A 21,188-nucleotide genomic window follows, 5' to 3' on the forward strand; every position below is an offset into this window, starting at 1 on the left:
AGCCTGCAAGACTTCCGGACATGACTGACGTGGGGCCTGACCTGACCGCGCGGGGGGCGGTGCTGCGGGCGCCGGCCAACCGGGTCTCGCCGCAGGCGATCCCGTTCTGGACCGTGTCGGCCCTGCTGGGCGACGCCGTGCTGGTCATCGGCGCCGCGCTCGTGTGGCTGCTGGTCCCGGGCACCCCGGGCTGGGCCGGCCTCTTGGTGCTCCTGCTCGCGGTGGTGGCGGTGGCGCACGTCGTGCTCATGCCCAGGATCCGCTACCGGGTGCACCGCTGGGAGGTCACCGACACGGCCGTCCACACCCGCGAGGGCTGGATCGGCCGGGAGACGCGCATCGCCCCCATCAGCCGGGTGCAGACCGTCGACTCACGGCAGGGGGCGCTCATGCGGCTGTTCGGGCTGGCGTCGATCACCGTCACGACCGCGTCGGCGGCCGGACCGATCACCGTCGACTGCCTCGACGCCGACACCGCCCGCCGGGTGGTCGGACAACTCACCGCCATCACCGCGGCCACCGAGGACGACGCCACGTGATCCCCGAGCCCGGCGAGGGCTACGTCCGGCTCAGCCCGCGCAAGCTGCTGCTCGACCCCGTGAAGGCCGTCGGGCAGATGGTCGTGCCAGTGGTCATCGCGCTGGTCGGGATCAGCCGCAGCGACACGCAGTTCTGGCCGATCGTCCTGCCGCTCGTCATCATCGGCCCGCTCGTCCTCGGCGCGCTGCCCTGGCTGACGACCCACTACCGCCTCACCGGCACCCAGATCCAGGTGCGCAGCGGCGTCCTCAACAAGACCACGTCGACCGCACCGCTCGAGCGCGTGCGCAGCGTCGACCTCGAGGCGTCCCTGATGCACCGCATCCTCGGCCTGCAGAAGGTGCAGATCGGCACGGGCGTCGACGACGACCGCATCACCCTCGACGCCCTCGCCGCACCCGACGCCCAGGCACTGCGTACGACGCTGCTGACCCGCCGCGCGGTCGCCGAGCAGGCCGCGACCGCGCTGGTCGACGACGGCCGGGCCACCGACCGGCCCGACGCCCCCTGGTCCGAGCAGCCCCTCGCACCCGTCGCCCCGCCCCCTCCGCCGGCCACACCCGCGGTGCTCCTGGCGGGCATCGACTGGTCGTGGCTGCGCTTCGCGCCCTTCAGCCTCGGCCGGCTGGTTCTGCTGGTCGGCGGCCTCGGCCTGCTGTCGCAGGTCGCCGACGAGCTGCCGATCTGGAACGAGGAGACGGCCACCTCGGCCTGGACGTGGCTGACGCAGTTCGCCGTCGTCGCCATCGTCCTCGTGCTCGCCGTCGGCGCGCTCGCCCTCTGGCTGGTCGTGTCGGTCGCCGGCTACGTCCTGCAGTGGTGGGACTTCCGCCTCGTGCGCGAGCACGGCTCACTGCACCTCACCTCCGGCCTCGTAACCACCCGCTCGATCACGGTCGAGGAGGCCAAGGTCCGCGGCGTCGAGATCACCGAACCGGTGCTGATGCGGGTGGTCGGCGGGGCCGAGCTGTCGACGCTGGCCACCGGCGTGGAGGACGGCGTCACCCAGGTCCTGCCGCCGTGCCCGCGCGGCGTCGCCGTCGCGGTCGGCGAGGCGGTGCTCGACCGCCCCGGGCCGCTGACCGAGCGGCTCGTGGAGCACGGGCCCACGGCGCGCCGGCGCGCGTGGTTCCGCCAGCTCCGCAACGCCCTGGACGTCATCGTGCTGCTGGCCGTCGGCTGGTGGTGGTTCGGCCTCACCTGGTGGTGGCTGTCCATGGTGGGCGGCGCCCTCCTCGTCCTCGCGGCAGCGGCGGGCGAGGCGTCGTACCGCCACCTCGGGCACGCCCTGGCCGCGGACCACCTCGTCGCCGGCGGTGGCACCTTCGCCCGGACCCGCACGGTGCTCGAGACCGAGGGCATCATCGGCTGGGTCGTCTCGCAGTCGTGGTGGCAGCGCCGCATCGGGCTCGCCGACCTGACGGCCACGACGGCCGCGGGCGCCGAGCGGGTGCTGGTGCGCGACGTACGTCTCGACGTGGCCGTGGCGCTGGCCGACCGGGCCACGCCCGGGTTGCTGACCGACTTCGTCAAACAGGCCTAGAACCAGGCATCACGCATCTCCAGCGTCGTGGTGTCGCCCGAGGCGAGCAGGTCGAGCATCGGGCCGACCTTGGGCAGCTCCCAGCGAAAGAAGTAGCGCGCCGCTGCCCGCTTGCCGTCGTAGAAGTCGCCGGCCTTCTCCCCCACCGCGACGAGCTGCTCGAGCCACATCCACGCGACCACCACGTGGCCGGCGGCCTCGAGGTAGACGGTCGCGTTGGCCATCGTGCGCTCGGGGTCCCCGAGGCCGGCGAGGGTCATGGTGACCTCGCCGAGCCGGTCGACGGCCGCCTGCAGTGCGTCGGCGTGGGCGGCGGGCTCGCCATCGAGCTCGCGCGCCCGGCCCACGGTCTCCACGATGCGGGAGGCGAGGGCCATCAGCGAGGCCCCGCCGCCGCCGAGGACCTTGCGGCCGAGGAGGTCGAGCGCCTGGATGCCGTGGGTGCCCTCGTGGATGGGGTTGAGCCGCTGGTCGCGCCAGTGGGCCTCGACGTCGTAGTCGCGGGTGTAGCCCGAGCCGCCGAGCACCTGGATGGCGAGGCTGTTGCTCTCCTGGCCCCACTGCGAGGGCCAGGACTTCGCGATCGGCGTCAACAGGTCGAGCAGGCGGCCCGCCTCGGTGCGCTCCTCCTCGTCGCGTGCGGTGGCCTGGACGTCGAGCAGGCGCGAGCAGTAGAGGTTCAGGGCCAGCGCCCCCTCGACGTAGGACTTCTGCGCCAGCAGCATCCGGCGCACGTCGGCGTGCTCGATGATCGGCACCTGCGGGGCGCCCGGGTCGGCTGCCGTCAGCCGGCGGCCCTGCGGGCGGGAGCGGGCGTACTCCAGCGACTTGAGGTAGGCGGTGTAGGCCGTGGTCGTCGCACCCATCCCGACGCCGAGCCGGGCGGCGTTCATCATGTGGAACATGTAGGACAGGCCCTTGCCGGGCTCGCCGACGAGGTAGCCGACCGCGCCGGGAGCGCCGCCGGGGGTGAACGCCCCGCCGCCGAAGACCGGAGCGGTGTTGACCGTGCCGCGGCTGCCGAGCTTGTGGTTGATGCCGGCGAGCGCGACGTCGTTGCGCTCCCCGATCGAGCCGTCCTCGGCGACGAGGTGCTTGGGCACGATGAACAGCGAGATGCCGCGCGTGCCGGGCGCCGCGTCAGGCAGCTTGGCCAGCACCAGGTGGACGATGTTGTCGCCCATCTCGTGGTCGCCGCCCGAGATCCACATCTTGTTGCCGAAGATCCGATAGGTGCCGTCGTCGGCGGGGACCGCGCGAGTGACCACGTCGCCAAGGCTCGACCCGGCGTGCGGCTCCGACAACGTCATCGTGCCGAAGAAGCGGCCCTCGAGCATCGGCGTCGCGAAGCGCTCGACCTGCTCTGGGGTGCCGTGGGCCAGGAGCAGCCCGGCGTTGGCCATGGTGAGGAAGGAGTACGCCGCGGTGCCCATGTTGGCCGCGGTGAACCACGCCATGCACGCGGAGGCCACGACGTGCGGGACCTGCTGCCCGCCGACCTCCTCGTCGAGGGTCAGCGTGAGCAGGTCGGCCTTGGCGAAGGCCTCCAGCGCGGTGGCGATCTCCGGGATGAGGCGCACCTTCCCGTCCTCGAAGACGGGCTCCTCGGTGTCGCTGCGGCGGTAGTGCGGCGCGAAGTGCTCGGTCGCCAGCTCCTCGCACAGCGCCAGGAGGGCGTCGTACGTCTCGCGATCGTGCTCGGCGAACCGCGGCCGCTCGGCCAGCTGCTCCACGTCGAGCCACTCGAAGAGCATGAACTCCAGGTCGCGCGCGGAGAGGATCGTCGAGGACGGGGAGGTGGGGGGCACGCGTCGAGGTTACCCGGAGGTAGCCAGTCCGGAGCAGGGGTCCGGACAGGCCGAACGCCCCCTCCGCTCGGGACGGAAGGGGCGCTCGGGGCTGTGGCCAGCCTAGGCGATCAGGCGCCGTAGAGGTTGGCTGCGCCCTGGCGGTCGGTCGCCGTCATGCTCAGGTTGCTCGAGGTGCCGTTGCACTGGGGGTAGTGCATGATCGAGGACGAGTCGTACGCCGTCAGCGGGCGCCAGTTGTTGTCCTCGAAGCAGGTGCCGGCCTCGGGCCGCGTGTGCTCGTGGCGGAAGCCCAGCGTGTGGCCGAGCTCGTGGCCCATGATGTTGGCCGGGGTCCACGAACCGGACGTCCAGATCGAGTCGTCGACGAGAACGTTGCGCGAGCGCTTGGGCGTGCTCGGGAAGAACGCACGGGCGATGTACTGCGTGGTCTGCACCGGCTCGACGGAGAAGAGCACGCTCCTGTTGCGGGTGGTGCAGCTCGCGTCCTGCGACGGGACGTGGACGTAGTCGATCGCCGACGAGGCGTCCTCCCACAGCTGGGCGCCGGCGGCCATCGCGTTGACGACGTCGGTGTAGCGCGAGCCGAACTTGGTGCTCACGCAGTAGGTCAGGTTGCCGACCTGCGAGGTCGACCACCTGTCGTCGACGCCTCCGACGGTGTTGACGACGAGGCCTTCCTCCATGGCCTCCTCGGAGCCGTGGACCATCCGGTCGTAGTACTCCTTGAGCTCGCCGGTGTCGGCGAGGGGCTCGTCACCGTTGACGATGTACTGCTGGTCGGCGTCGCGGTAGGACGACGACTGGAACTCCTGGAACGTCGGGATCTCCGAGTCCGTCATGGCCATCGCCGGTGAGGCGAGGGCCGCGCCGAGGAGTGCGGCGGAGCTGAGGGCGATCGCCCCGAGTCGACTGCGCTGCATGCTGGTTCTTCTCTCGTGATGGGGGATTGGGCACACGCCATCTCGGAGGTCTTGAGCAGCGCCGGACGTGACCCAGAAGTGAGCAGGTCAGCGTCCGACAGGGTGGAGCAGGAGCTTGCACTAGTTCCCGAGACAGGTGCGTGCCGACGAACCTCCCCCACATCGGCCCGATCTGTAAAGGGTTTCCTGCGCAAAGACTTCTTCGCCCCACGGCGTGCGGCGCGAACTGCCTTCCTTAGGGTGGACGGGTGCGCATCGCCACCTGGAACGTCAACTCCCTCCGCTCCCGCATCGACCGCGTCGAGGCATTCGTGCAGCGCCACGACATCGACGTGCTCGCCCTGCAGGAGACCAAGGCACGCGAGGACCAGCTGCCGCTGATGGGCCTGCAGGCGCTCGGCTACGACATCGCGGTGGCCGGGCTCAACCAGTGGAACGGCGTCGCCCTGCTCTCGCGCGTCGGCCTCGAGGACGTCGAGGTGGGCTTCGCGGACATGCCGGGATGGGGCGACCCGGTGGCCGCCGAGTCGCGCGCGATCGGCGCCACGTGCGGCGGCGTACGCATCTGGTCGCTCTACGTCCCCAACGGCCGCAAGCCCGACGACCCGCACTACGTCTACAAGCTCGACTGGCTGGCCCGCCTGCGCGCGACCGCGGCCGGCTGGCTCGACGGCGAGACCGCGCTCGTGGGCGACTGGAACATCTGCCCCACCGACGACGACGTCTTCGACGTCAAGCAGTTCGCGAAGTCGACCCACGTGACGCCGCCCGAGCGGGCCGCCTTCCAGGGGTTCCTGGACGACGGCTACGCCGAGGTGACCCGCGCCCACGACCCCGGCTACACCTACTGGGACTACTACCGCCAGCGCTTCGAGCGCGACCGCGGACTGAAGATCGACTTCGTCCTCGCCTCCCCCGCGCTCGCCTCGCGGGTCAGCGGCGCGTTCGTCGACCGCGACGAGCGCGATCCCGCCCAGGGCACGGGCTCGCCGTCGGACCACGCACCCGTCATCGTCGACCTGACGGACTGACCAGCACCCCAACCCTTTGGAAGAGCCCTGCCGCGCGTCGGTTGCCGGTGAAAGGATCGCGCCGTGAGTGAAGAGGTGTGGCGGCCGCTTGGTTTCGACGGCGACGAAGACCGACGACGCCCTGCATGACGGAGTGCCCGGATGGATGGTCGAACCGTTCTGGGGATGGGATGCACCAGCAGTTGATCGTGACGTCGGGGCAGTACGCGGTCCACCGTGCCAGCGGCTCCCTTGTCCGCGACGTGGAGCGCGCCTGTCGGCTGCGTTTCGGGGAACTCTCGATTTCACCGGATCAAGGCATCCGGACAATGCGAGGAGTCCTCACGCGCGACGGCCACGAACTTCGAGCAGCCGACTTCCTTCTGTCCCGCGGTAAGCCGGCCGACGCCGCGCGCCAATAACCTTGACCCCATCGGGGCCCACGCACTGGCAGTCCGAGCGGTCGGACACGCCGTCATCCCGCTCGTCGTCTCAAAGAGAAGGACCCGACCCTAAGTCACGTCGTGGGCCAGATGGAGCGAGACGGAGACTGGTCCCTCCCCTTCACTCTCGAGGACGACCGTGCCCGCACCGCCGACGTTGTGGTCGGGATGGTCCGTGCGCTGGTCAGGGGCCATGACCACCACGGGGGTTCGCCTGAATCACCGGGAGCTGTCACGAATCAGCGGGAGCTGTCACGCAGGACGAGGCAGAGGCTGCGGCCACTCTTGCCGTGCCGCTGGTGCAGTGGTTCGCATCCGGCATGGTCAGCCGTCGGTAGCGATTGGGCAGGTTCCCCACAGGGACGTTGACGATTTGTCGCAAAGTAAAGAACAGCGCGTCGGGGCCGGGTTAGGGTGCGCCTGATCGACACGCCACGTTTCGAGGGGGGTCATTCAAATGAGTAGCCAAGCACCTCCGCCCCAGCAGGGGTACTACCCGCCGCAGGAACCGCCCAAGAAGAAGCACACGGTGCGCAATGTGCTGCTTGTGGTGGTTCTGCTGTTCGTCCTCCTTATTGGCGGCTGTTTCGCCATCCTCGGTGCGGGCCTCGACGCAGCCGACGAGGCCATCAAGGCCGAAGAGGCCAACGACAAGCCCAAGGAAGTCGCTGAGGGCAAGGCGTTCACTCACGACGACTACGCGGTCGACGCCGGATGGACCGTTGCGAAGGATGCGACCGGTGGAGTCACCATCAAGAACGCTCGTGTAACCAACGATGCTGACGAGGGGCGCACCGCGCTTCTTACCTTCACGTTCTACAAGGGCTCGGAGAACCTTGCAGAGGTCGAGTGCTCGTCGAATGAGTTGCAGGCTGGCGAGTCTTCGAAGCTGGACTGTGTTTCTTTCGACTCTGACTTCCCGACTGGCTACAAGACCATCAAAGTCGCTGACGCCTTCTAATCCCAACACCCTTCGGAGAATCTTCGTCACAGCAAGACCCCGGACCTTGGCCGTCCGGGGTCTTGTGCGTGAGAGTCAGGACTTCTTTCCTCGGGGTCTGTACGTCACGAGCTGGCGACTGCCGTTGGAATCTATGCACGAAACTCGCTCGCCGTCGGACCACGCACCCGTCATCGTCGACCTGGACTGAGGCGTCACATCACGCCGGCCGCCGGCTGGCTGACGACGGGCTGCGGCGTGCGCCGGATGGCGTACGACATCAGCGCGGCGATCGCGCAGAGCCCCGCCGCGGCGTAGAACGCGGGGTCGTAGCCGCCAGTGACGTCGCGGACCACGCCGGCGCCGGTCGCCGCGACGGCCGCCCCCACCTGGTGGCTCGCGAAGACCCAGCCGAAGACGATCGGGCCGGCCGCCGCCCCGAACCACTCGCGGCACAGCGCGACCGTCGGCGGCACGGTCGCCACCCAGTCGAGGCCGTACACGATGATGAAGACCCACATGCTGGGCTCGACGTGGGGCGACATCAGCGCCGGCAGCGCCATCAGCCCGACCCCGCGCAGGGCGTAGTAGCCGACCAGCAGCAACCGTGGGTCGACCTTGTCGGTGAGCCAGCCCGAGGCGATCGTGCCGACGACGTCGAAGATGCCGACCACCGCGAGCAGGGAGGCGGCGGTCGTGGCCGGCATGCCGTGGTCGTGCGCCGCCGGGACGAAGTGGGTGGCGATCAGGCCGTTGGTCGTCATCCCGCAGATCGCGAAGCCACCGGAGAGCAGCCAGAACGTGCGGCTGCGAGCGGCGTCGCGCAGCACGGCGACGGCGCGGCCCGCGCTCGAGCCGACGTGCTGGTGGGGCGGCGGGCCCGGGTCGGCCTCGGTGGCGCCGAAGGCCCGCAGCCCGAGGTCGGCCGGGTGGTTGCGCAGGAGCAGCAGGACCAGGGGTACGACGGCCAGCGCTGCCGCGGCGGCCAGCAGCGCTGCCGTACGCCACCCGTGGTGGGTCGCGAGCCAGGCCACCACGGGCAGGAAGATGAGCTGGCCGGTGGCGTTGCCGGCGGTGAGGATGCCGCTGACCAGCCCGCGCCGGGCCACGAACCAGCGGGTCGTGATTGTGGCAACGAAGGCCATCGACATCGACCCGGTGCCGATGCCGACGAGCAGGCCCCAGCACAGGACCAGCTGCCACGGTTCCGTCATGAAGACGGTGAGGCCGCTGCCGACCGCGACCATCAGCAGTGCGAAAGTGACGACCGGCCGGACCCCGAAGCGGTCCATCAGCGCCGCCGCGAAAGGCGAGATCAGGCCGAAGAGCATGAGGTTGAGCGAGACGGCCGACCCGATCAGCCCGTGCGACCAGCCGAACTCGTCGTGCAGCGGGTCGATGAGCACGCCCGGAACGGACCGGAAGGCGGCCGCGCCGACGAGCGTCACGAACGCGACGGCAGCCACCACCCACGCCCAGTGCAGCCGCTGTCCTCGTCCGAGGATCGGCTCGGAGGGCGTCGTCATCGTCACGAGGAGCAGTCTGGCGGCAACCCCTGCCGAACGACGAGTGGCCGGAATGCCAACATGTGCAAGAATTCGGCCATGGTCGTTCCCGCCCCCCATCGCGTCGTCGTGCTCGCGATCGCCCCGGTGATCGGCTACGACCTGACGATCCCGCCCCAGGTGCTGGGCGAGGCGGTCGACGCGGACGGCCACCCGCTGTACGACGTCGCGGTGGTGACCGTCGACGGCCGGCCCGTGCAGACGACCCGCGGCTACGCCATCGCTCCCTCGGCCGGTCCGGAGGCGCTGGCCCGGGCGCAGACCGTCATCGTCCCGGGCACCCAGGTGGCCGGCCCGCGGCGCGACGGCGTGATCGCCGACGACCTCCGTGCCGCGCTCGCCTCCGTCCCCGCCGACGCCCGCTGGGTCTCGATCTGCACCGGCGCGTTCGTGCTCGCCGCGGCCGGGATCCTCGACGGGCACCGCGCCACGACGCACTGGAAGTACGCCGACGACTTCCGCCGCCTCTACCCCGAGGTCGCCGTCGACGAGGACGTACTGTTCACCGACGACGGCCGCGTCCTGACCTCGGCGGGGCTGAGCGCCGGCATCGACCTCTCCCTCCACCTCGTGCGCAGCGACCACGGCACGGCGGTCGCCAACGCCGTCGCCCGACACATGGTGGTCCCCCCGTGGCGCGACGGCGGGCAGGCGCAGTTCATCGATCGTCACGTCCCGGGCCGCGCCGACGAGACCACCAGCGACGTACGCGCCTGGGCGCAGGCGCACCTCGACCAGCCCCTCGACGTCGCGACCCTCGCCGGTCGGGCCCGGATGAGCGTGCGTACCTTCACCCGCCGCTTCCGCGAGGAGACCGGCCAGTCCCCCGGCGCCTGGGTCACCCAGCAGCGGGTCCGGCACGCGCAGCACCTCCTCGAGGCGACCGACCTCACCGTCGACGACGTGGCGACCCGGGCCGGGATCGGCACCGCCGCCTCGCTGCGCCAGCACCTCCGCGCGTCCCTCGGCGTCTCGCCCTCGGCCTACCGGCGGACGTTCCGGGGTGCTCCTCCGGAGACGGCGACCCGGTGACGGTCTCGGCCGAGGAGGTCGCCGCGACGTTCGGGCTCGGAGCCGTCCGCTCCGCCGCGCCGGTGCCCGGCGGTCTCTCCAACGACCTGTGGCGGGTGGAGACCCACACCGGTGCGTACGCCGTCAAGGTGATGCGCACGAGCGTCGACGCTCCGGACTTCAGGGCCAACGTCGAGGCGGCGTACGCCGTGGAGCGCGCGGCGTTCGACGCCGGTGTGCCGTGCCCGGAGCCCGTGCCCGTGGGCGACCGCTGTCTCGCCGACGTCGGCGGTGAGCTGGTGCGCGTGCACCGCTGGGTCGACGGGCGGTCAGCGGTCTCGGCCGAGCGGCTCGAGGACGCCGGCGCCCTGGCCGCCCGGATCCACGGCGTGGCCGACCACGTCGAGGCCCCACTCGACGACGAGCCGTGGGACGCCGCCGGGTGGGCAGGTCTGGCCGAGCACCCCGACCTGCCGACGGACCTCGCCTCACGCCTGCGCCGCCACGCCGGGGACCTCGCAGCGCTAGAGGCCGCCACCGCAGCGCCCGGCCTGCACGTGGCCGTGACCGGAACGCACGGCGACCTCGACCCCAAGAACACCCTCGTCGTCGACGACACCCTGCTCGCACTCGACTGGGACGCCGCGGGTCCGCGGTCGGTGGCCCGGGAGGCCGTCGCCGTCGGTCTCGACTGGAGCACGGACCCGGCGGGGTTCGCCCGGGTCCTGGCGTCGTACGCCGCGTCAGGCGGCTCGGTGCCGGCCGAGGCCTGGGTGTTCGGCGGCTGGGTGGCGGCGACCGGGGGCTGGCTGGTCCACAACGCCTCGACACGCGTCGACACCCCGCTCGGCGTCGCCGAGACCACCCTCGCCCTCGACCGCCTGCTCCGCCTGCGCGCCTCGCTGCCCGAGCTCGTCGCCGTCCTCGCCGACACGGGTTGAGGCCCGGTTCCACGGTGGTGTCGGTGGTCGCCTCCATGCTGGGCCCATGGACACCTTCCCCCTCGTGCTGACCCTGGCGGCCGCCCTCGCCGTCGGGCTGGCCCTCGGTGCCGTGATCGGCGTGCTGTGGGCGCGCAGCCGTCCGGGCGACGACACGGCGATCGCGGCGCTGCAGCAGCGCGTCGCCGACCACGCCGTCGTCCAGGACGGGCTCGAGCGGCTGCAGGACCAGCTGAGCGACCTGGCCCACGACCGCACCGCCTGGCAGGCCCAGCTGCACCAGCAGGTGGCCGACGTACGCCACTCCACCGACGTGCTGAGGCACGAGACCCACACGCTCGCGACCGCCCTGCGCAAGCCGCAGGTGCGCGGGCAGTGGGGCGAGCTCCACCTCCGCCGCACCGTCGAGCTGGCCGGCCTGGTCGACCACTGCGACTTCGCCGAGCAGACGCGGCTCGACGACGGGCGGCTGCGTCCCGACCTCGTCGTCACCCTCGCCGGCGGGCGCACCATCGCGGTCGACGCGAAGGCTCCCCTCGCCGCCTTCCTCGACCTCACCGGGGCCGACCAGCCTGCGGAGCACGAGCGCGCGCTCGCCCGGCTCGGCGAGCACGTCCGCAAGCACGTCGCCGACCTGGGGTCGCGCCGCTACTGGGAGGCGCTGGCCGGGACGCCGGAGTTCGTCGTGCTGTTCCTCCCCGGCGAGGCGATCCTCCAGGCTGCGCTCCAGGCCGTGCCCGACCTCGTCGAGCAGGCGGCCGCCCGCAACGTCGTGCTTGCCACCCCGTCGACGCTGATCGCGCTGCTCCGCACGGTCGCCCAGGGCTGGCAGCACGAGGTGCTCAACGCCCAGGCGCAGGAGGTCCAGCGGCTCGGGCAGGAGCTGCACGCCCGGCTGGGCTCCATGGCCGGACACCTCGACAAGGTGGGCCGCTCCCTCAACGCCAGCGTCGTCGCCTACAACCAGGCGATGGGGTCGCTCGAAGGACGCGTGCTGGTGTCCGCACGCCGGTTCGCCGACCTCGGCGTCACCAACGACCAGCTCGAGGGTCCGCGGCAGGTCGAGACCGTGCCCCGCTCCGCCGCCGCACCCGAGCTGGGCGTCCTCGACGACGTCCCCGGAGCCACGGGCGACCCCACGCTCGACGACCTGCTCGACCAGCCTCCCGGCACGGCGCCGCCCGCGGCGCGCCGCGCACGGGGCGCCTGACTTCGGTCCTAGGTTGAGCCTCGTGACGCAGGCCGGGACGTTCTGGCAGGTCGGGCAGGAGCCGGGCCGGCAGGTGGTCGTGCTCGGCGTGGCCCTCACCCTCACGGCCGTCGCCGTCGACGTGCTGCTGGTCGGCAGCCTCACGCTCTTCTTCGACCTCTGCTTCATGGCGCTCTGCCTGGGGCTGGCGGCGCTGGTGCGACGACGGGACTTCTACCTGGTCGCGCTGCTGCCGCCGGTCCTGATGGTGGTGGTCTTCGGCTTCGTCGCCCTCGTCGCGCGCGACGCGGTCGCCGATCCGCGCGACAGCGTCCTTCAGGCCGTCGTCTCGGGGGTCGCCACCCATGGCATCGCCCTGTTCGTCGGCTACGCGCTGTGCCTGGGCTGGCTCGGCTGGCGACTGCACCGCAGGGGCGACCTCGCCTCCGAGCTCGAGCGCGAGCTCGGCCAGCCGTCCCCCTGACCCGGTCCGGTCCACCTCGCTGCAACCTGTTCCCCGGCCTGGCACGTATCCACACTGACAGTGGAGGCCGGGAGGTGGCATGGCACGACGGGACGACGCCGAGTTCGCCGCGTTCGCCGCTGCGTGCGCCCCCGGCCTGCGCCGGACGGCGTACCTCATGTGCGGCGACTGGGACCGGGCCGCAGACGTCGTCCAGGAGGCCCTCATCCGCGTCTACCTCGCGTGGCCACGGCTCGACCCGGACCGCGACGTCCGCGCCTATGCCCGCCGTACGGCGGTGCGGGTCGCCATCGACCAGAGCCGCAGGCGCTCCTCCCAGGAGGTTCCCACCGCCCGGCTGGGCGAGCGCCCCGCCGCCGACCCCACCGACCGGGTGGCCGACCGCGCGCTGCTGATGGCCGCGCTCGCCGAGCTGCCTCCGCGTCAGCGGGCCTGCGTGGTGCTGCGCTACTACGAGGACCTCAGTGTCGAGACGGTGGCCGAGGTGCTCGGCTGCCGCACCGGCACGGTGAAGAGCCAGACCGCGCGAGGGCTCGGCGCCCTGCGTGTGGCCTACGCCCGGCACGGCGGCGAGCTGGTCGACCCCGAGCCGGGCGCCCGCACCCACGCCGAGGGGGTCATGCCGTGAGCGCCGACCTGCGCACTGCCCTGCGAGACGCCGTCGCGGACGAGCCCACCTTCGGCGTCGACGCGGCCGCGATCGCGCACGCCGGCGGTCGCCGGGCACGTCGGCGCACCCGGTTGACGGTCGCGGCGGCGGCGCTGTCGACGACGGCGGTGCTCGCGGCCGTCGCCGTGGTCTCCCGCCCCACTGACCCGGAGCCCGCGCCCGCGCCCGCCGAGGTCGTCCGTCTCGACCTCGGCAGCGCGGCCGAGGCACCGCTCGACGTCATCGCCTCCACCCGCACCGCGTGGAAGGACGACGGCAGCGACGAGTTCTTCCGGCACGACCGCTTCGAGGGCCTGACCGCGGACGGGCTGGTCCTGCGCAACCGCCGGACCGGCCCCAGCGTCGGCTCCCTCCTGGGCTTGCTGGACCCACGCACCGGGACGACGGACTGGCTGCCCGACCCGCCCGCCAACCTCTACGGCATGCAGCCGGTGGCCCTCGACGTCGACCGCCTGGTGCTCGGCGTCGGGCAGGGCAACGGCCACTCGGTGCTGGTCTTCGACCGCGTGTCCCGGACGTGGCAGCGCGACGTCGTGCGGATCCCCTACGGCATCGAGGTGCACGTACCACCCCGGATGGCCCTCTCCCCCGACGACCGGCTGCATGTCGGCAACACGCTGGAGAACGACCCCGGACCCATGCGCTGGTGGAGCGCACCGGTCCCCGGAGGCGGCACGGTCACCCCCGAGCCGGAGCTCGAAGGGGCCGGCGTCGCCTGGTCCGGCCCGGCCCGGCTCGTCGCCGACCCGGACGGCCGCGTTGTCGTCTCCACCCCGGCGGGAGAGACCGAGCTGTCGGACCGGCGGCCGGACGGGTGCGAGAAGCCCGGCTCGTTCCCCGACGGGGCGCCCACCGTGCTGTGGGCCGGGAGCCACCCGGTCGTGACGTACTTCTGCGACAGCGGGTCGGACATCGCCGGCGCGACGACGGTGGTCCACGACCCGGAGGCTGGTCGGGCGTTCGAGGTGCCCGACGCCTCCGCGGTCGCCGCCGACGACTCGCGCGTCGTCCTCACCAGCGCGACCGACGGTGATGGCGAGCACCCCGGGAAGTCCTCGACCTACCTCCTCGATCTCGACGGGCCCGCCATCACGCGCATCGGCAGGGGGCCGCACGAGCCCCAGGTCGCGCTCGCGGCGGGCCTGCTCCTGTGGAACACGCCCGGACCGACCGACAGCCAGGACGCCTACGACGTCGTGTGGAACGTCGCCCGGCTCGACTGACCCGGACTGGTCAGGCCTCGAATCGCGAGACGTCGCCCGCCCCACGACGTACGACGACCGGCTCGGCGTCGGACCAGTCGATCACCGTCGTGGGCTCGGCGGTGACCTCGCCCGACTCGACCACGACGTCGACGACGTGGTCGAGGTCCTCCTTGATCTCCCAGCCCATCGTCCGCGCCTCGGTCTCGCCGGGCAGGATCAGGGTGCTGGTCAGGATGGGCTCGCCGAGCTCCTCGAGGAGCGCGCAGACCAGGGTGTGGTCGGGGATGCGGACGCCGACCGTGCGCTTCTTGGGATGCATCAACCGCTTGGGCACCTCGCCGGTCGCGGGGAGGATGAACGTGTAGGGCCCCGGGGTCGCGGCCTTGATCGCCCGGAACGCCTTGTTGTCGACGTGGACGAACTGCCCGAGCTGGGAGAAGTCCTTGCACATCAAGGTGAAGTGGTGGCGGTCGTCGAGCTCGCGGATCTTCAGGATCCGGTCGCGGCCCTCGCGGTTGCCGAGCCGGGCCCCGAGGGCGTAGCCGGAGTCGGTCGGGTAGGCGATGAGCTGGTCGTCGCGCAGGGCCTCGACGACCTGGGAGACGAGCCGCGGCTGCGGGTTGTCGGGGTGGATGTCGAGGTAGCGGGCCATCTCGCGCTCCCGTCAGGCCTTCTGCGCCGCGCGCAGGTCACGGCGCAGCTCGGGGGGAAGCGCGAAGATCAGTGACTCCTCGGCCGAGTGCACCGCGCGCGCGTCGGGGTAGCCGCGCTCGGAGAGGAACGAGAGCACGCCCTCGACGAGGTCCTCGGGCACCGAGGCGCCGGAGGTGACGGAGACGGTCTCGACGCCCTCGAGCCAGGCCTCGTCGATCTCGGTGTGGTCGTCGACGAGGTAGGACGCCTTCGCGCCCGCCTCGAGGGCAACCTCCACCAGCCGCACGGAGTTGGAGGAGTTGCGCGAGCCGACCACGATCACCAGGTCGGCGGCCGAGGAGATCTCCTTGATCGCCAGCTGGCGGTTCTGGGTGGCGTAGCAGATGTCGTCGCTCGGCGGGTCGAGCAGCAGCGGGAACTTCTCGCGGATCGCCGCGACCGTCTCGAGCGTCTCGTCGACACTCAGCGTCGTCTGCGAGAGCCAGGCCACCTTGGCGGGGTCGCGGACCTCGATGCGGGCGACGTCCGCGGGGCTCTCGACGAGCTGGATGTGGTCGGGCGCCTCGCCCGCCGTGCCCTCGACCTCCTCGTGCCCGGCGTGGCCGATGAGCAGGATGTCGTAGTCGTCGGAGGCGAACCGCTTGGCCTCGTGGTGGACCTTCGTCACCAGCGGGCAGGTGGCGTCGATGGTCTTCAGTCCCCGCTCGGCCGCCTGGGCGTGGACCGCCGGCGAGACACCGTGGGCGGAGAACACCACGGTCCGACCCTCGGGGACCTCGTCGAGCTCCTCGACGAAGATCGCGCCGCGCGACTCGAGGTTGGCCACCACGTGCTTGTTGTGCACGATCTGCTTGCGGACGTAGACCGGTGCTCCATAGAGGTCGAGCGCCTTCTCGACCGTGATCACGGCACGGTCCACGCCGGCGCAGTAGCCGCGGGGGGCCGCGAGCAGGACGTTCTTGGCGGTCTCCGGGTCGAGGACGGGAGGAAGGCCGAGGTCGGTGCTCATGGGCCTCATCCTACGGGCGTGTCCGTGCCCTCCCCTATCCTCGCCGCGTGCCCTCACTCCGCGACGCCACGGCAGAGTCGCCGGCCCCGGTGCGGGCCGTCGCCAACGCCGTCGCGCAGTGGATCGACAAACTGGGCGGCGTGTGGGTCGAGGGCCAGATCGCACAGGTCAACCGACGCCCGGGCATGCAGACCGTCTTCATGACGCTGCGCGACACGGTCGCCGACATCTCCGTCACGCTCACCTGCTCCCGGTCGCTGGTCGACTCGATGAACCCGCCCCTCGTCGAGGGCGCCAGCGTCGTCGTGCACGCCCGGCCCAGCTTCTACGCCAACCGCGGGTCGTTCTCCCTGGCCGCGCGTGAGATCCGGATGGTCGGCCTCGGCGAGCTGCTGGCCCGTCTCGAGCGCCGCCGGCAGCTCCTGGCGGCCGAGGGCCTGTTCGCCCCCGAGCTCAAGCGCGACCTGCCGTTCCTCCCCGGCCGCGTCGGCCTCGTGACCGCGCCCAACAGCGCCGCCGAGCGCGACGTCCTCGACAACGCGCGTCGCCGCTGGCCCGCCGTCCAGTTCGAGGTCGCCTACGCCGCCATGCAGGGCACGCGTTCCGCCGCCGAGGTGATGGAGGCGCTCGACCGGCTCGAGCGCCACGCCGAGGTCGACGTCGTGGTCGTCGCCCGCGGCGGCGGCTCGATCGAGGACCTGCTGCCGTTCTCCGACGAGGCGCTGATCCGGGCCGTGCACCGGATGCGTACGCCGGTGGTGTCGGCGATCGGCCACGAGCCCGACCAGCCGCTGCTCGACCTCGTCGCCGACGTCCGGGCCTCCACGCCCACCGACGCCGCCAAGCTGGTCGTGCCCGACATGGCCGAGGAGGTCCAGGGCGTCACGTGGGCGCGCGACCGGCTCCGCCAGGTGATCACCCAGCGCATCGCCCGCGAGCAGGAATGGCTGCACCAGGTGCGCTCCCGCCCGGCCATGGCCGACCCCCGCAACCTGCTCGCCGCCCGCTCCGACGAGCTCGACGACCTGCTCGCGCGCGCCCGTCGTACGCTCTCGCACCGTCTCGACCGGGCCGCCGACGACATCGGCCACCAGCGCGCCCGGGCGCAGGCGCTCTCGCCGCTCGCCACCCTGCAGCGTGGCTACGCCGTGCTCCAGGACGCCGACGGCCACGTCCTGACGTCGGTGGCGCAGGCCGCCGTCGGCGCCGCGATCTCCGTGCGCGTCGCCGACGGACGCGTGCACGCCACGACAGACCGCATCGAAGCAGCCACCACCCTGACCGCCGGCACCGCCGAGGAGGACCCCGATGACTGACGCCACCCCCGAGCAGCAGCCCAGCTACGAGGAGGCCCGCGAGGAGCTCATCGAGGTCGTCCGCACCCTCGAGGCCGGCGGCACGACCCTCGAGGAGTCCCTCGCGCTCTGGGAGCGCGGCGAGGCCCTCGCCAAGGTCTGCCAGCAGTGGCTCGACGGTGCCCGCAAGCGCCTCGACGACGCGATGGGCGCCGAGGACTCCGACTGACTGGCTCGGTCCCACGCTGAGCCGTGAGCGACGCAGGTTCCGCGGCCCGAGAACGTGTCTCACGCACCGCCCGGAGGGGAGCTGGGCGGCTCAGCGGGTGAGCAGCCCGAGGTAGGTCTCGACGTCCTCGGCCGGGGCCGAGCCGTAGACCAGGAGCGCCTCGTCGCCGAGCTCGGTGGAGTAGCCAACGTCACCGCCCTCGTCGGACCAGGTCTGCCAGGTGTCGGTGATGTCGGAGGGCACGGTGGCGTCGGGGCCGGCCTCCGCCTCCTCATCGACGTAGAGCTCGACGAGGTCGGCGACCGAGGTGTCCTGCTGCCGGATACCGACGAAGCGGCCCTCGTCGGTCAGCACGCCGAGGCTCCAGCGCGGGTCGTCGCCCGCGGCCAGCTCGGTGCTGGTCGCCGTCCAGCCGGCCGGCAGCTCGCGGGGGTGGACGACGGCGAGGTCCGCCTCCTGCGCCAGCTCGACGCGCGCCTGCCAGTCGACGGCCTCCGGTTCGTTGTCGACGTCGGTGCGCCAGAGCCCGCGCCAGGCGACGAACGCCAGCACGGCGACGACGGTGACAATGAGGGCGCCGGTCATCCCGCTGAACGAGCGCGTGTACCGGCTCGGCTGTCCCGTCCCACTCACGCCGACCATCCTCCCAGCCCGCCCGAAGCGCTGTAACGCCGGGTTAGGAGCAGTACCGACCCTGATGCATCTGGGTGGGTAGTTGCAGCAACTCGGCGTTACAGCGACGCAGGGCCGGGGCTGGTCGGTCCGCACGTGCGGGGATCTGAGAGCAGAGGCACCGCAGGTGCGGCATACTTCTCGCGTGATCACCTACCGAATCGCGGAGGCGGCCGAGATCCTCGCGGTCAGCGACGACACCGTACGCCGCTGGGTGGACGCCGGGCGCCTGCCCTCCCACCGCGACGGGGGCAGGACGACGGTGGCGGGCCGCGACCTCGCCGAGCTGGCCGAGCACCTGGCCGAGTCGGGCGAGTTGGCCGAGCGCGACCGCACCCGCGCCGGCACCGTGAGCGCGCGCAACCGGATGAGCGGCATCGTCACCCGGGTCAAGCGCGACCCGGTGATGGCGCAGGTCGAGATGATCTGCGGCCCCTACCGGGTGGTGTCCCTGATGAGCACCGACGCGGCCGACGAGCTCGGACTGGAGCCGGGCGTGCGGGCCATCGCCAGCGTGAAGTCGACCAACGTCGTCGTGGAGGTCCCGAGATGAGGCGGCTCGCCGCCCTGGCCCTGGTCCTCCCCGTCGCCGCCTGCGGAGGTGGTGACGCCGGGGAGTCGGGCGACGGTGGCGAGCTCACCGTCCTCGCCGCCGCGTCGTTGACCGACGTCTTCGAGGAGCTCGCGACACCGTTCGAGGAGGAGCACGACGTCGCCGTGACGTTCAGCTTCGGCTCCAGCACCGACCTCGCCGAGTCCGTCGTAGACGGCGCCCCCGGCGACGTGCTGGCCACCGCCGACGAGGCGTCGATGGCGCTCGCCGAGGAGGCCGGCGTCACGGGTGACGTCGAGACGTTGGCGACCAACGTGCTCACGATCGTCGTGCCGGCCGGCAACCCCGCCGGCATCGAGTCGCTCGACGACCTCGCCGACGCCACGTGGGTGCGGTGCGCCGACGAGGTGCCGTGCGGCAAGGTCGCCGTTGCCCTGCTCGACGCCAACGGGGTCACCGCCGAGCCGGTCAGCCTCGAGGAGGACGTCCGTGCCACCCTCGACAAGGTCGTCTCGGGCGAGGCCGACGCCGGCCTGGTCTACGCGACCGACGCGGTAGCTGCGGGCGACGAGGTCGAGGTTGTCGAGATCCCGGGCGCCGAGGACGCGCTGACGTCGTACTCCGCCGCCACCCTCGAGCAGTCCGAGGACCCCGACCTCGCCGCCGACTGGGTCACGTGGGTGACGTCGGAGGAGGGCCGGGCAATCCTCGCGGACGCAGGCTGGGGCAGCCCGTGAGGGACCGACTCGGGCGACCACCGGCGCTCCTGATGGTGCCGGCGGCCCTCGCCACGCTCCTCCTGCTCGTCCCGCTCGTGGCGATGGTCGCGGCCACCAACTGGCGCGCCCTACCGGACCACCTCACCTCGACGGCCGCGCTCGACGCCCTCCGGCTGTCGCTGGTCACCTCGACGGTCGCCATCGCCTTCTGCCTGCTGCTCGGGCTGCCGCTCGCGTGGCTGCTCGCGCGCGTCGACTTCCGCGGTCGCGGTGCCCTGCGTGCCCTGGTCACGGTGCCGCTCGTGCTGCCGCCGGTCGTCGCCGGCATCGCCCTGCGCAGCGCCTTCGGGCGCACGGGCCTCATCGGCGAGCCCCTGCTCGAGCTGACCGGCTTCGCGTTCCCCTACACGACGTACGGCGTCGTGCTCGCGCACGTCTTCGTGTCGATGCCCTTCGTCGTGATCGCCATCGAGGGCGCGCTCCGCTCGGCGGACCCGAGGTACGACGAGGCTGCCGCGACGCTCGGCGCGACCCGCTGGACGACGTTCCGCAGGGTCACCGTGCCGCTCGCCCTGCCGGGCGTGGTCGCCGGCACCGTCCTCGGGTGGGCGCGGTCGCTCGGCGAGTTCGGCGCGACCATCACCTTCAACGGCAACTACCCCGGCACCACCCAGACGATGCCGACGCTGATCTACGTCACCCGGCAGTCCGACCAGGACGCCGCGCTCTCGCTCAGCCTGGTGATGCTGCTGGTCTCGGTCGGCGTCCTCGTCGCGCTGCGCGACCACTGGCTGGGTACGCCGTGAGCGCGACGCCGGGCAGACAGCTCGTCGCAGACCTCCGCGTCGCCGACCGGGTCGAGGCCGCGTTCACCGCCGAGCCGGGCGAGGTGCTCGCGGTCATCGGCCCCAACGGCGCCGGCAAGAGCTCCCTGCTCCACGCGGTGGCCGGGCTCGTCGACGTCGAGGGCAGTGCGCGCCTCGGCGACACCGACCTCCTCACGGTGCCGGTCCGCGAGCGGCGCGTCGGCCTGGTGTTCCAGGGGCAGCTGCTCTTCCCCCACCTCTCGGCCCTCGACAACGTCGCCTTCGGCCTGCGTGCGCGCGGCGAGAAGCGTGCGACGGCGGAGTCGGTGGCACGGGACTGGCTCGAGCGCTTCGGCATCGGGGACCTGGCGGCCCGCAAGCCGCGCGAGCTCTCCGGCGGCCAGGCGCAGCGCGTCGCCATCGCCCGCGCGCTGGCGACCGAGCCCGACGTGCTGCTGCTCGACGAGCCCTTCACCGGGCTCGACGTGTCGGTCCAGATGGCGCTCCGCATCGAGCTCGGACGCCACCTGCGCGACTTCCCGGGCATCGCGCTCCTCGTGACCCATGACGCCATCGACGCGCTGACCCTGGCCGACCGCGTGCTCGTGCTCGACGCCGGCCGCGTGGTGCAGGTCGGCCCACCGGCCGAGGTCGCCGCCGAGCCCCGCACCTCCCACGTGGCGCGGCTCGTTGGCCTCAACCTCGTGGCCGACGGCGACGAGCTGATGGCGTTCACCCCCGACGCGGTCGTGGTCTCCCTGCAGGAGCCCGAGGGGTCGGCGCGGCTGCGCTGGCACGGTCCGATCGCGACGCTCGCGCCGCACGGCGACGCCGTACGCCTGCTGGTGCACGCCTCCCCCGACCTGCTCGCCGACCTGACCCCCACCGCCGCGACGGAGCTCGAGCTGGCACCGGGGCGTGAGGTGTGGCTGTCGGCCAAGGCGACCGCGGTGAGCCGCTACGCCGCGCGCCGATAACA

22 protein-coding genes are annotated in these 21,188 nt (G+C 72.3%); 16 read left to right on the forward strand and 6 right to left on the reverse strand.

Going from position 1 to position 21,188, the window contains the following annotated elements:
* The first annotated feature begins 20 nt into the window (after window positions 1–20).
* Window positions 21–539, forward strand: a complete 519-nt coding sequence (locus HOO61_RS21885) for a PH domain-containing protein (protein ID WP_172261844.1) — start codon at window positions 21–23, stop codon at window positions 537–539.
* Window positions 536–2,083: a PH domain-containing protein gene (locus HOO61_RS21890; protein ID WP_172261846.1), complete on the forward strand. Its 1,548-nt coding sequence runs from the start codon at window positions 536–538 to the stop codon at window positions 2,081–2,083. The genes HOO61_RS21885 and HOO61_RS21890 overlap by 4 nt, the downstream gene beginning before the upstream one ends.
* On the opposite strand, the gene HOO61_RS21895 is transcribed toward HOO61_RS21890, so the two are convergent.
* Together HOO61_RS21895 and HOO61_RS21900 are read right to left on the reverse strand one after the other, a co-directional pair.
* Window positions 2,080–3,891, reverse strand: coding sequence for an acyl-CoA dehydrogenase (locus HOO61_RS21895; protein WP_216659172.1), 1,812 nt, complete (start codon window positions 3,889–3,891; stop codon window positions 2,080–2,082). The genes HOO61_RS21890 and HOO61_RS21895 overlap by 4 nt on opposite strands.
* Window positions 3,892–4,001: 110 nt before the next feature.
* Window positions 4,002–4,814 carry a M57 family metalloprotease gene (locus HOO61_RS21900; RefSeq protein ID WP_172261848.1) on the reverse strand — a complete coding sequence of 271 codons (813 nt, stop codon included), beginning with the start codon at window positions 4,812–4,814 and terminating at the stop codon, window positions 4,002–4,004.
* Window positions 4,815–5,062: 248 nt separating this feature from the next.
* On the opposite strand from HOO61_RS21900, the gene HOO61_RS21905 reads away from it, so the two are divergent.
* Both HOO61_RS21905 and HOO61_RS21910 read left to right on the forward strand, forming a co-directional pair.
* On the forward strand, window positions 5,063–5,845 hold the full coding sequence (locus tag HOO61_RS21905; RefSeq protein ID WP_172261850.1) for an exodeoxyribonuclease III: 783 nt from the start codon (window positions 5,063–5,065) through the stop codon (window positions 5,843–5,845).
* Between the two features lie 951 nt (window positions 5,846–6,796).
* Window positions 6,797–7,228, forward strand: coding sequence for a hypothetical protein (locus HOO61_RS21910; protein WP_172261852.1), 432 nt, complete (start codon window positions 6,797–6,799; stop codon window positions 7,226–7,228).
* A gap of 194 nt (window positions 7,229–7,422) precedes the next feature.
* On the opposite strand, the gene HOO61_RS21915 is transcribed toward HOO61_RS21910, so the two are convergent.
* Entirely contained in the window at window positions 7,423–8,733 is a 1,311-nt protein-coding gene (locus tag HOO61_RS21915) for an MFS transporter (protein WP_172262095.1), read from the reverse strand.
* 78 nt (window positions 8,734–8,811) lie between these two features.
* Here HOO61_RS21915 and HOO61_RS21920 point away from each other — a divergent pair, with 78 nt between their 5' ends.
* The 6 genes from HOO61_RS21920 to HOO61_RS21945 all read left to right on the forward strand — a co-directional run bounded on the left by HOO61_RS21920 (window position 8,812) and on the right by HOO61_RS21945 (window position 14,290).
* On the forward strand, window positions 8,812–9,804 hold the full coding sequence (locus HOO61_RS21920; protein ID WP_216659173.1) for a GlxA family transcriptional regulator: 993 nt from the start codon (window positions 8,812–8,814) through the stop codon (window positions 9,802–9,804).
* On the forward strand, window positions 9,801–10,724 hold the full coding sequence (locus HOO61_RS21925; RefSeq protein WP_172261856.1) for a phosphotransferase: 924 nt from the start codon (window positions 9,801–9,803) through the stop codon (window positions 10,722–10,724). The genes HOO61_RS21920 and HOO61_RS21925 overlap by 4 nt, the downstream gene beginning before the upstream one ends.
* A gap of 46 nt (window positions 10,725–10,770) precedes the next feature.
* Window positions 10,771–11,934: a DNA recombination protein RmuC gene (locus HOO61_RS21930; RefSeq protein ID WP_172261858.1), complete on the forward strand. Its 1,164-nt coding sequence runs from the start codon at window positions 10,771–10,773 to the stop codon at window positions 11,932–11,934.
* A 22-nt stretch (window positions 11,935–11,956) separates the two neighbouring features.
* On the forward strand, window positions 11,957–12,397 hold the full coding sequence (locus HOO61_RS21935; protein WP_172261860.1) for a DUF6542 domain-containing protein: 441 nt from the start codon (window positions 11,957–11,959) through the stop codon (window positions 12,395–12,397).
* Window positions 12,398–12,476: 79 nt separating this feature from the next.
* Window positions 12,477–13,025, forward strand: a complete 549-nt coding sequence (locus HOO61_RS21940; protein ID WP_172261862.1) for a SigE family RNA polymerase sigma factor — start codon at window positions 12,477–12,479, stop codon at window positions 13,023–13,025.
* Entirely contained in the window at window positions 13,022–14,290 is a 1,269-nt protein-coding gene (locus tag HOO61_RS21945; RefSeq protein ID WP_172261864.1) for a hypothetical protein, read from the forward strand. The genes HOO61_RS21940 and HOO61_RS21945 overlap by 4 nt, the downstream gene beginning before the upstream one ends.
* A 10-nt stretch (window positions 14,291–14,300) precedes the next feature.
* Here the strand turns inward: HOO61_RS21945 and HOO61_RS21950 are convergent, their stop codons facing one another.
* Window positions 14,301–14,924, reverse strand: a complete 624-nt coding sequence (locus tag HOO61_RS21950) for an L-threonylcarbamoyladenylate synthase (protein WP_172261866.1) — start codon at window positions 14,922–14,924, stop codon at window positions 14,301–14,303.
* Between the two features lie 12 nt (window positions 14,925–14,936).
* Window positions 14,937–15,935: a 4-hydroxy-3-methylbut-2-enyl diphosphate reductase gene (locus HOO61_RS21955; RefSeq protein ID WP_172261868.1), complete on the reverse strand. Its 999-nt coding sequence runs from the start codon at window positions 15,933–15,935 to the stop codon at window positions 14,937–14,939.
* A 47-nt stretch (window positions 15,936–15,982) separates the two neighbouring features.
* Here HOO61_RS21955 and xseA point away from each other — a divergent pair, with 47 nt between their 5' ends.
* Together xseA and HOO61_RS21965 are read left to right on the forward strand one after the other, a co-directional pair.
* Entirely contained in the window at window positions 15,983–17,251 is a 1,269-nt protein-coding gene (gene xseA, locus HOO61_RS21960; RefSeq protein ID WP_172261870.1) for an exodeoxyribonuclease VII large subunit, read from the forward strand.
* Window positions 17,244–17,459, forward strand: a complete 216-nt coding sequence (locus HOO61_RS21965; RefSeq protein WP_172261872.1) for an exodeoxyribonuclease VII small subunit — start codon at window positions 17,244–17,246, stop codon at window positions 17,457–17,459. The genes xseA and HOO61_RS21965 overlap by 8 nt, the downstream gene beginning before the upstream one ends.
* Before the next feature lie 90 nt (window positions 17,460–17,549).
* On the opposite strand, the gene HOO61_RS21970 is transcribed toward HOO61_RS21965, so the two are convergent.
* On the reverse strand, window positions 17,550–18,092 hold the full coding sequence (locus HOO61_RS21970; RefSeq protein WP_172261874.1) for a DUF4245 domain-containing protein: 543 nt from the start codon (window positions 18,090–18,092) through the stop codon (window positions 17,550–17,552).
* A gap of 184 nt (window positions 18,093–18,276) precedes the next feature.
* Here HOO61_RS21970 and HOO61_RS21975 point away from each other — a divergent pair, with 184 nt between their 5' ends.
* Genes HOO61_RS21975 through HOO61_RS21990 form a run of 4 tightly spaced genes read left to right on the forward strand, consistent with a single transcriptional unit; the run spans window position 18,277 to window position 21,186 of the window.
* Window positions 18,277–18,684, forward strand: coding sequence for a helix-turn-helix domain-containing protein (locus tag HOO61_RS21975; protein ID WP_172261876.1), 408 nt, complete (start codon window positions 18,277–18,279; stop codon window positions 18,682–18,684).
* On the forward strand, window positions 18,681–19,421 hold the full coding sequence (modA, locus tag HOO61_RS21980; protein ID WP_172261878.1) for a molybdate ABC transporter substrate-binding protein: 741 nt from the start codon (window positions 18,681–18,683) through the stop codon (window positions 19,419–19,421). The genes HOO61_RS21975 and modA overlap by 4 nt, the downstream gene beginning before the upstream one ends.
* Window positions 19,418–20,209: an ABC transporter permease gene (locus tag HOO61_RS21985; protein ID WP_367650276.1), complete on the forward strand. Its 792-nt coding sequence runs from the start codon at window positions 19,418–19,420 to the stop codon at window positions 20,207–20,209. The genes modA and HOO61_RS21985 overlap by 4 nt, the downstream gene beginning before the upstream one ends.
* Complete coding sequence (locus HOO61_RS21990) at window positions 20,206–21,186, forward strand: ATP-binding cassette domain-containing protein (RefSeq protein WP_172261880.1); 981 nt, start codon at window positions 20,206–20,208, stop codon at window positions 21,184–21,186. The genes HOO61_RS21985 and HOO61_RS21990 overlap by 4 nt, the downstream gene beginning before the upstream one ends.
* Window positions 21,187–21,188 lie beyond the last annotated feature (2 nt).

This window comes from Nocardioides sp. zg-1230, from assembly GCF_013155335.1.
Lineage (GTDB): Bacteria > Actinomycetota > Actinomycetes > Propionibacteriales > Nocardioidaceae > Nocardioides.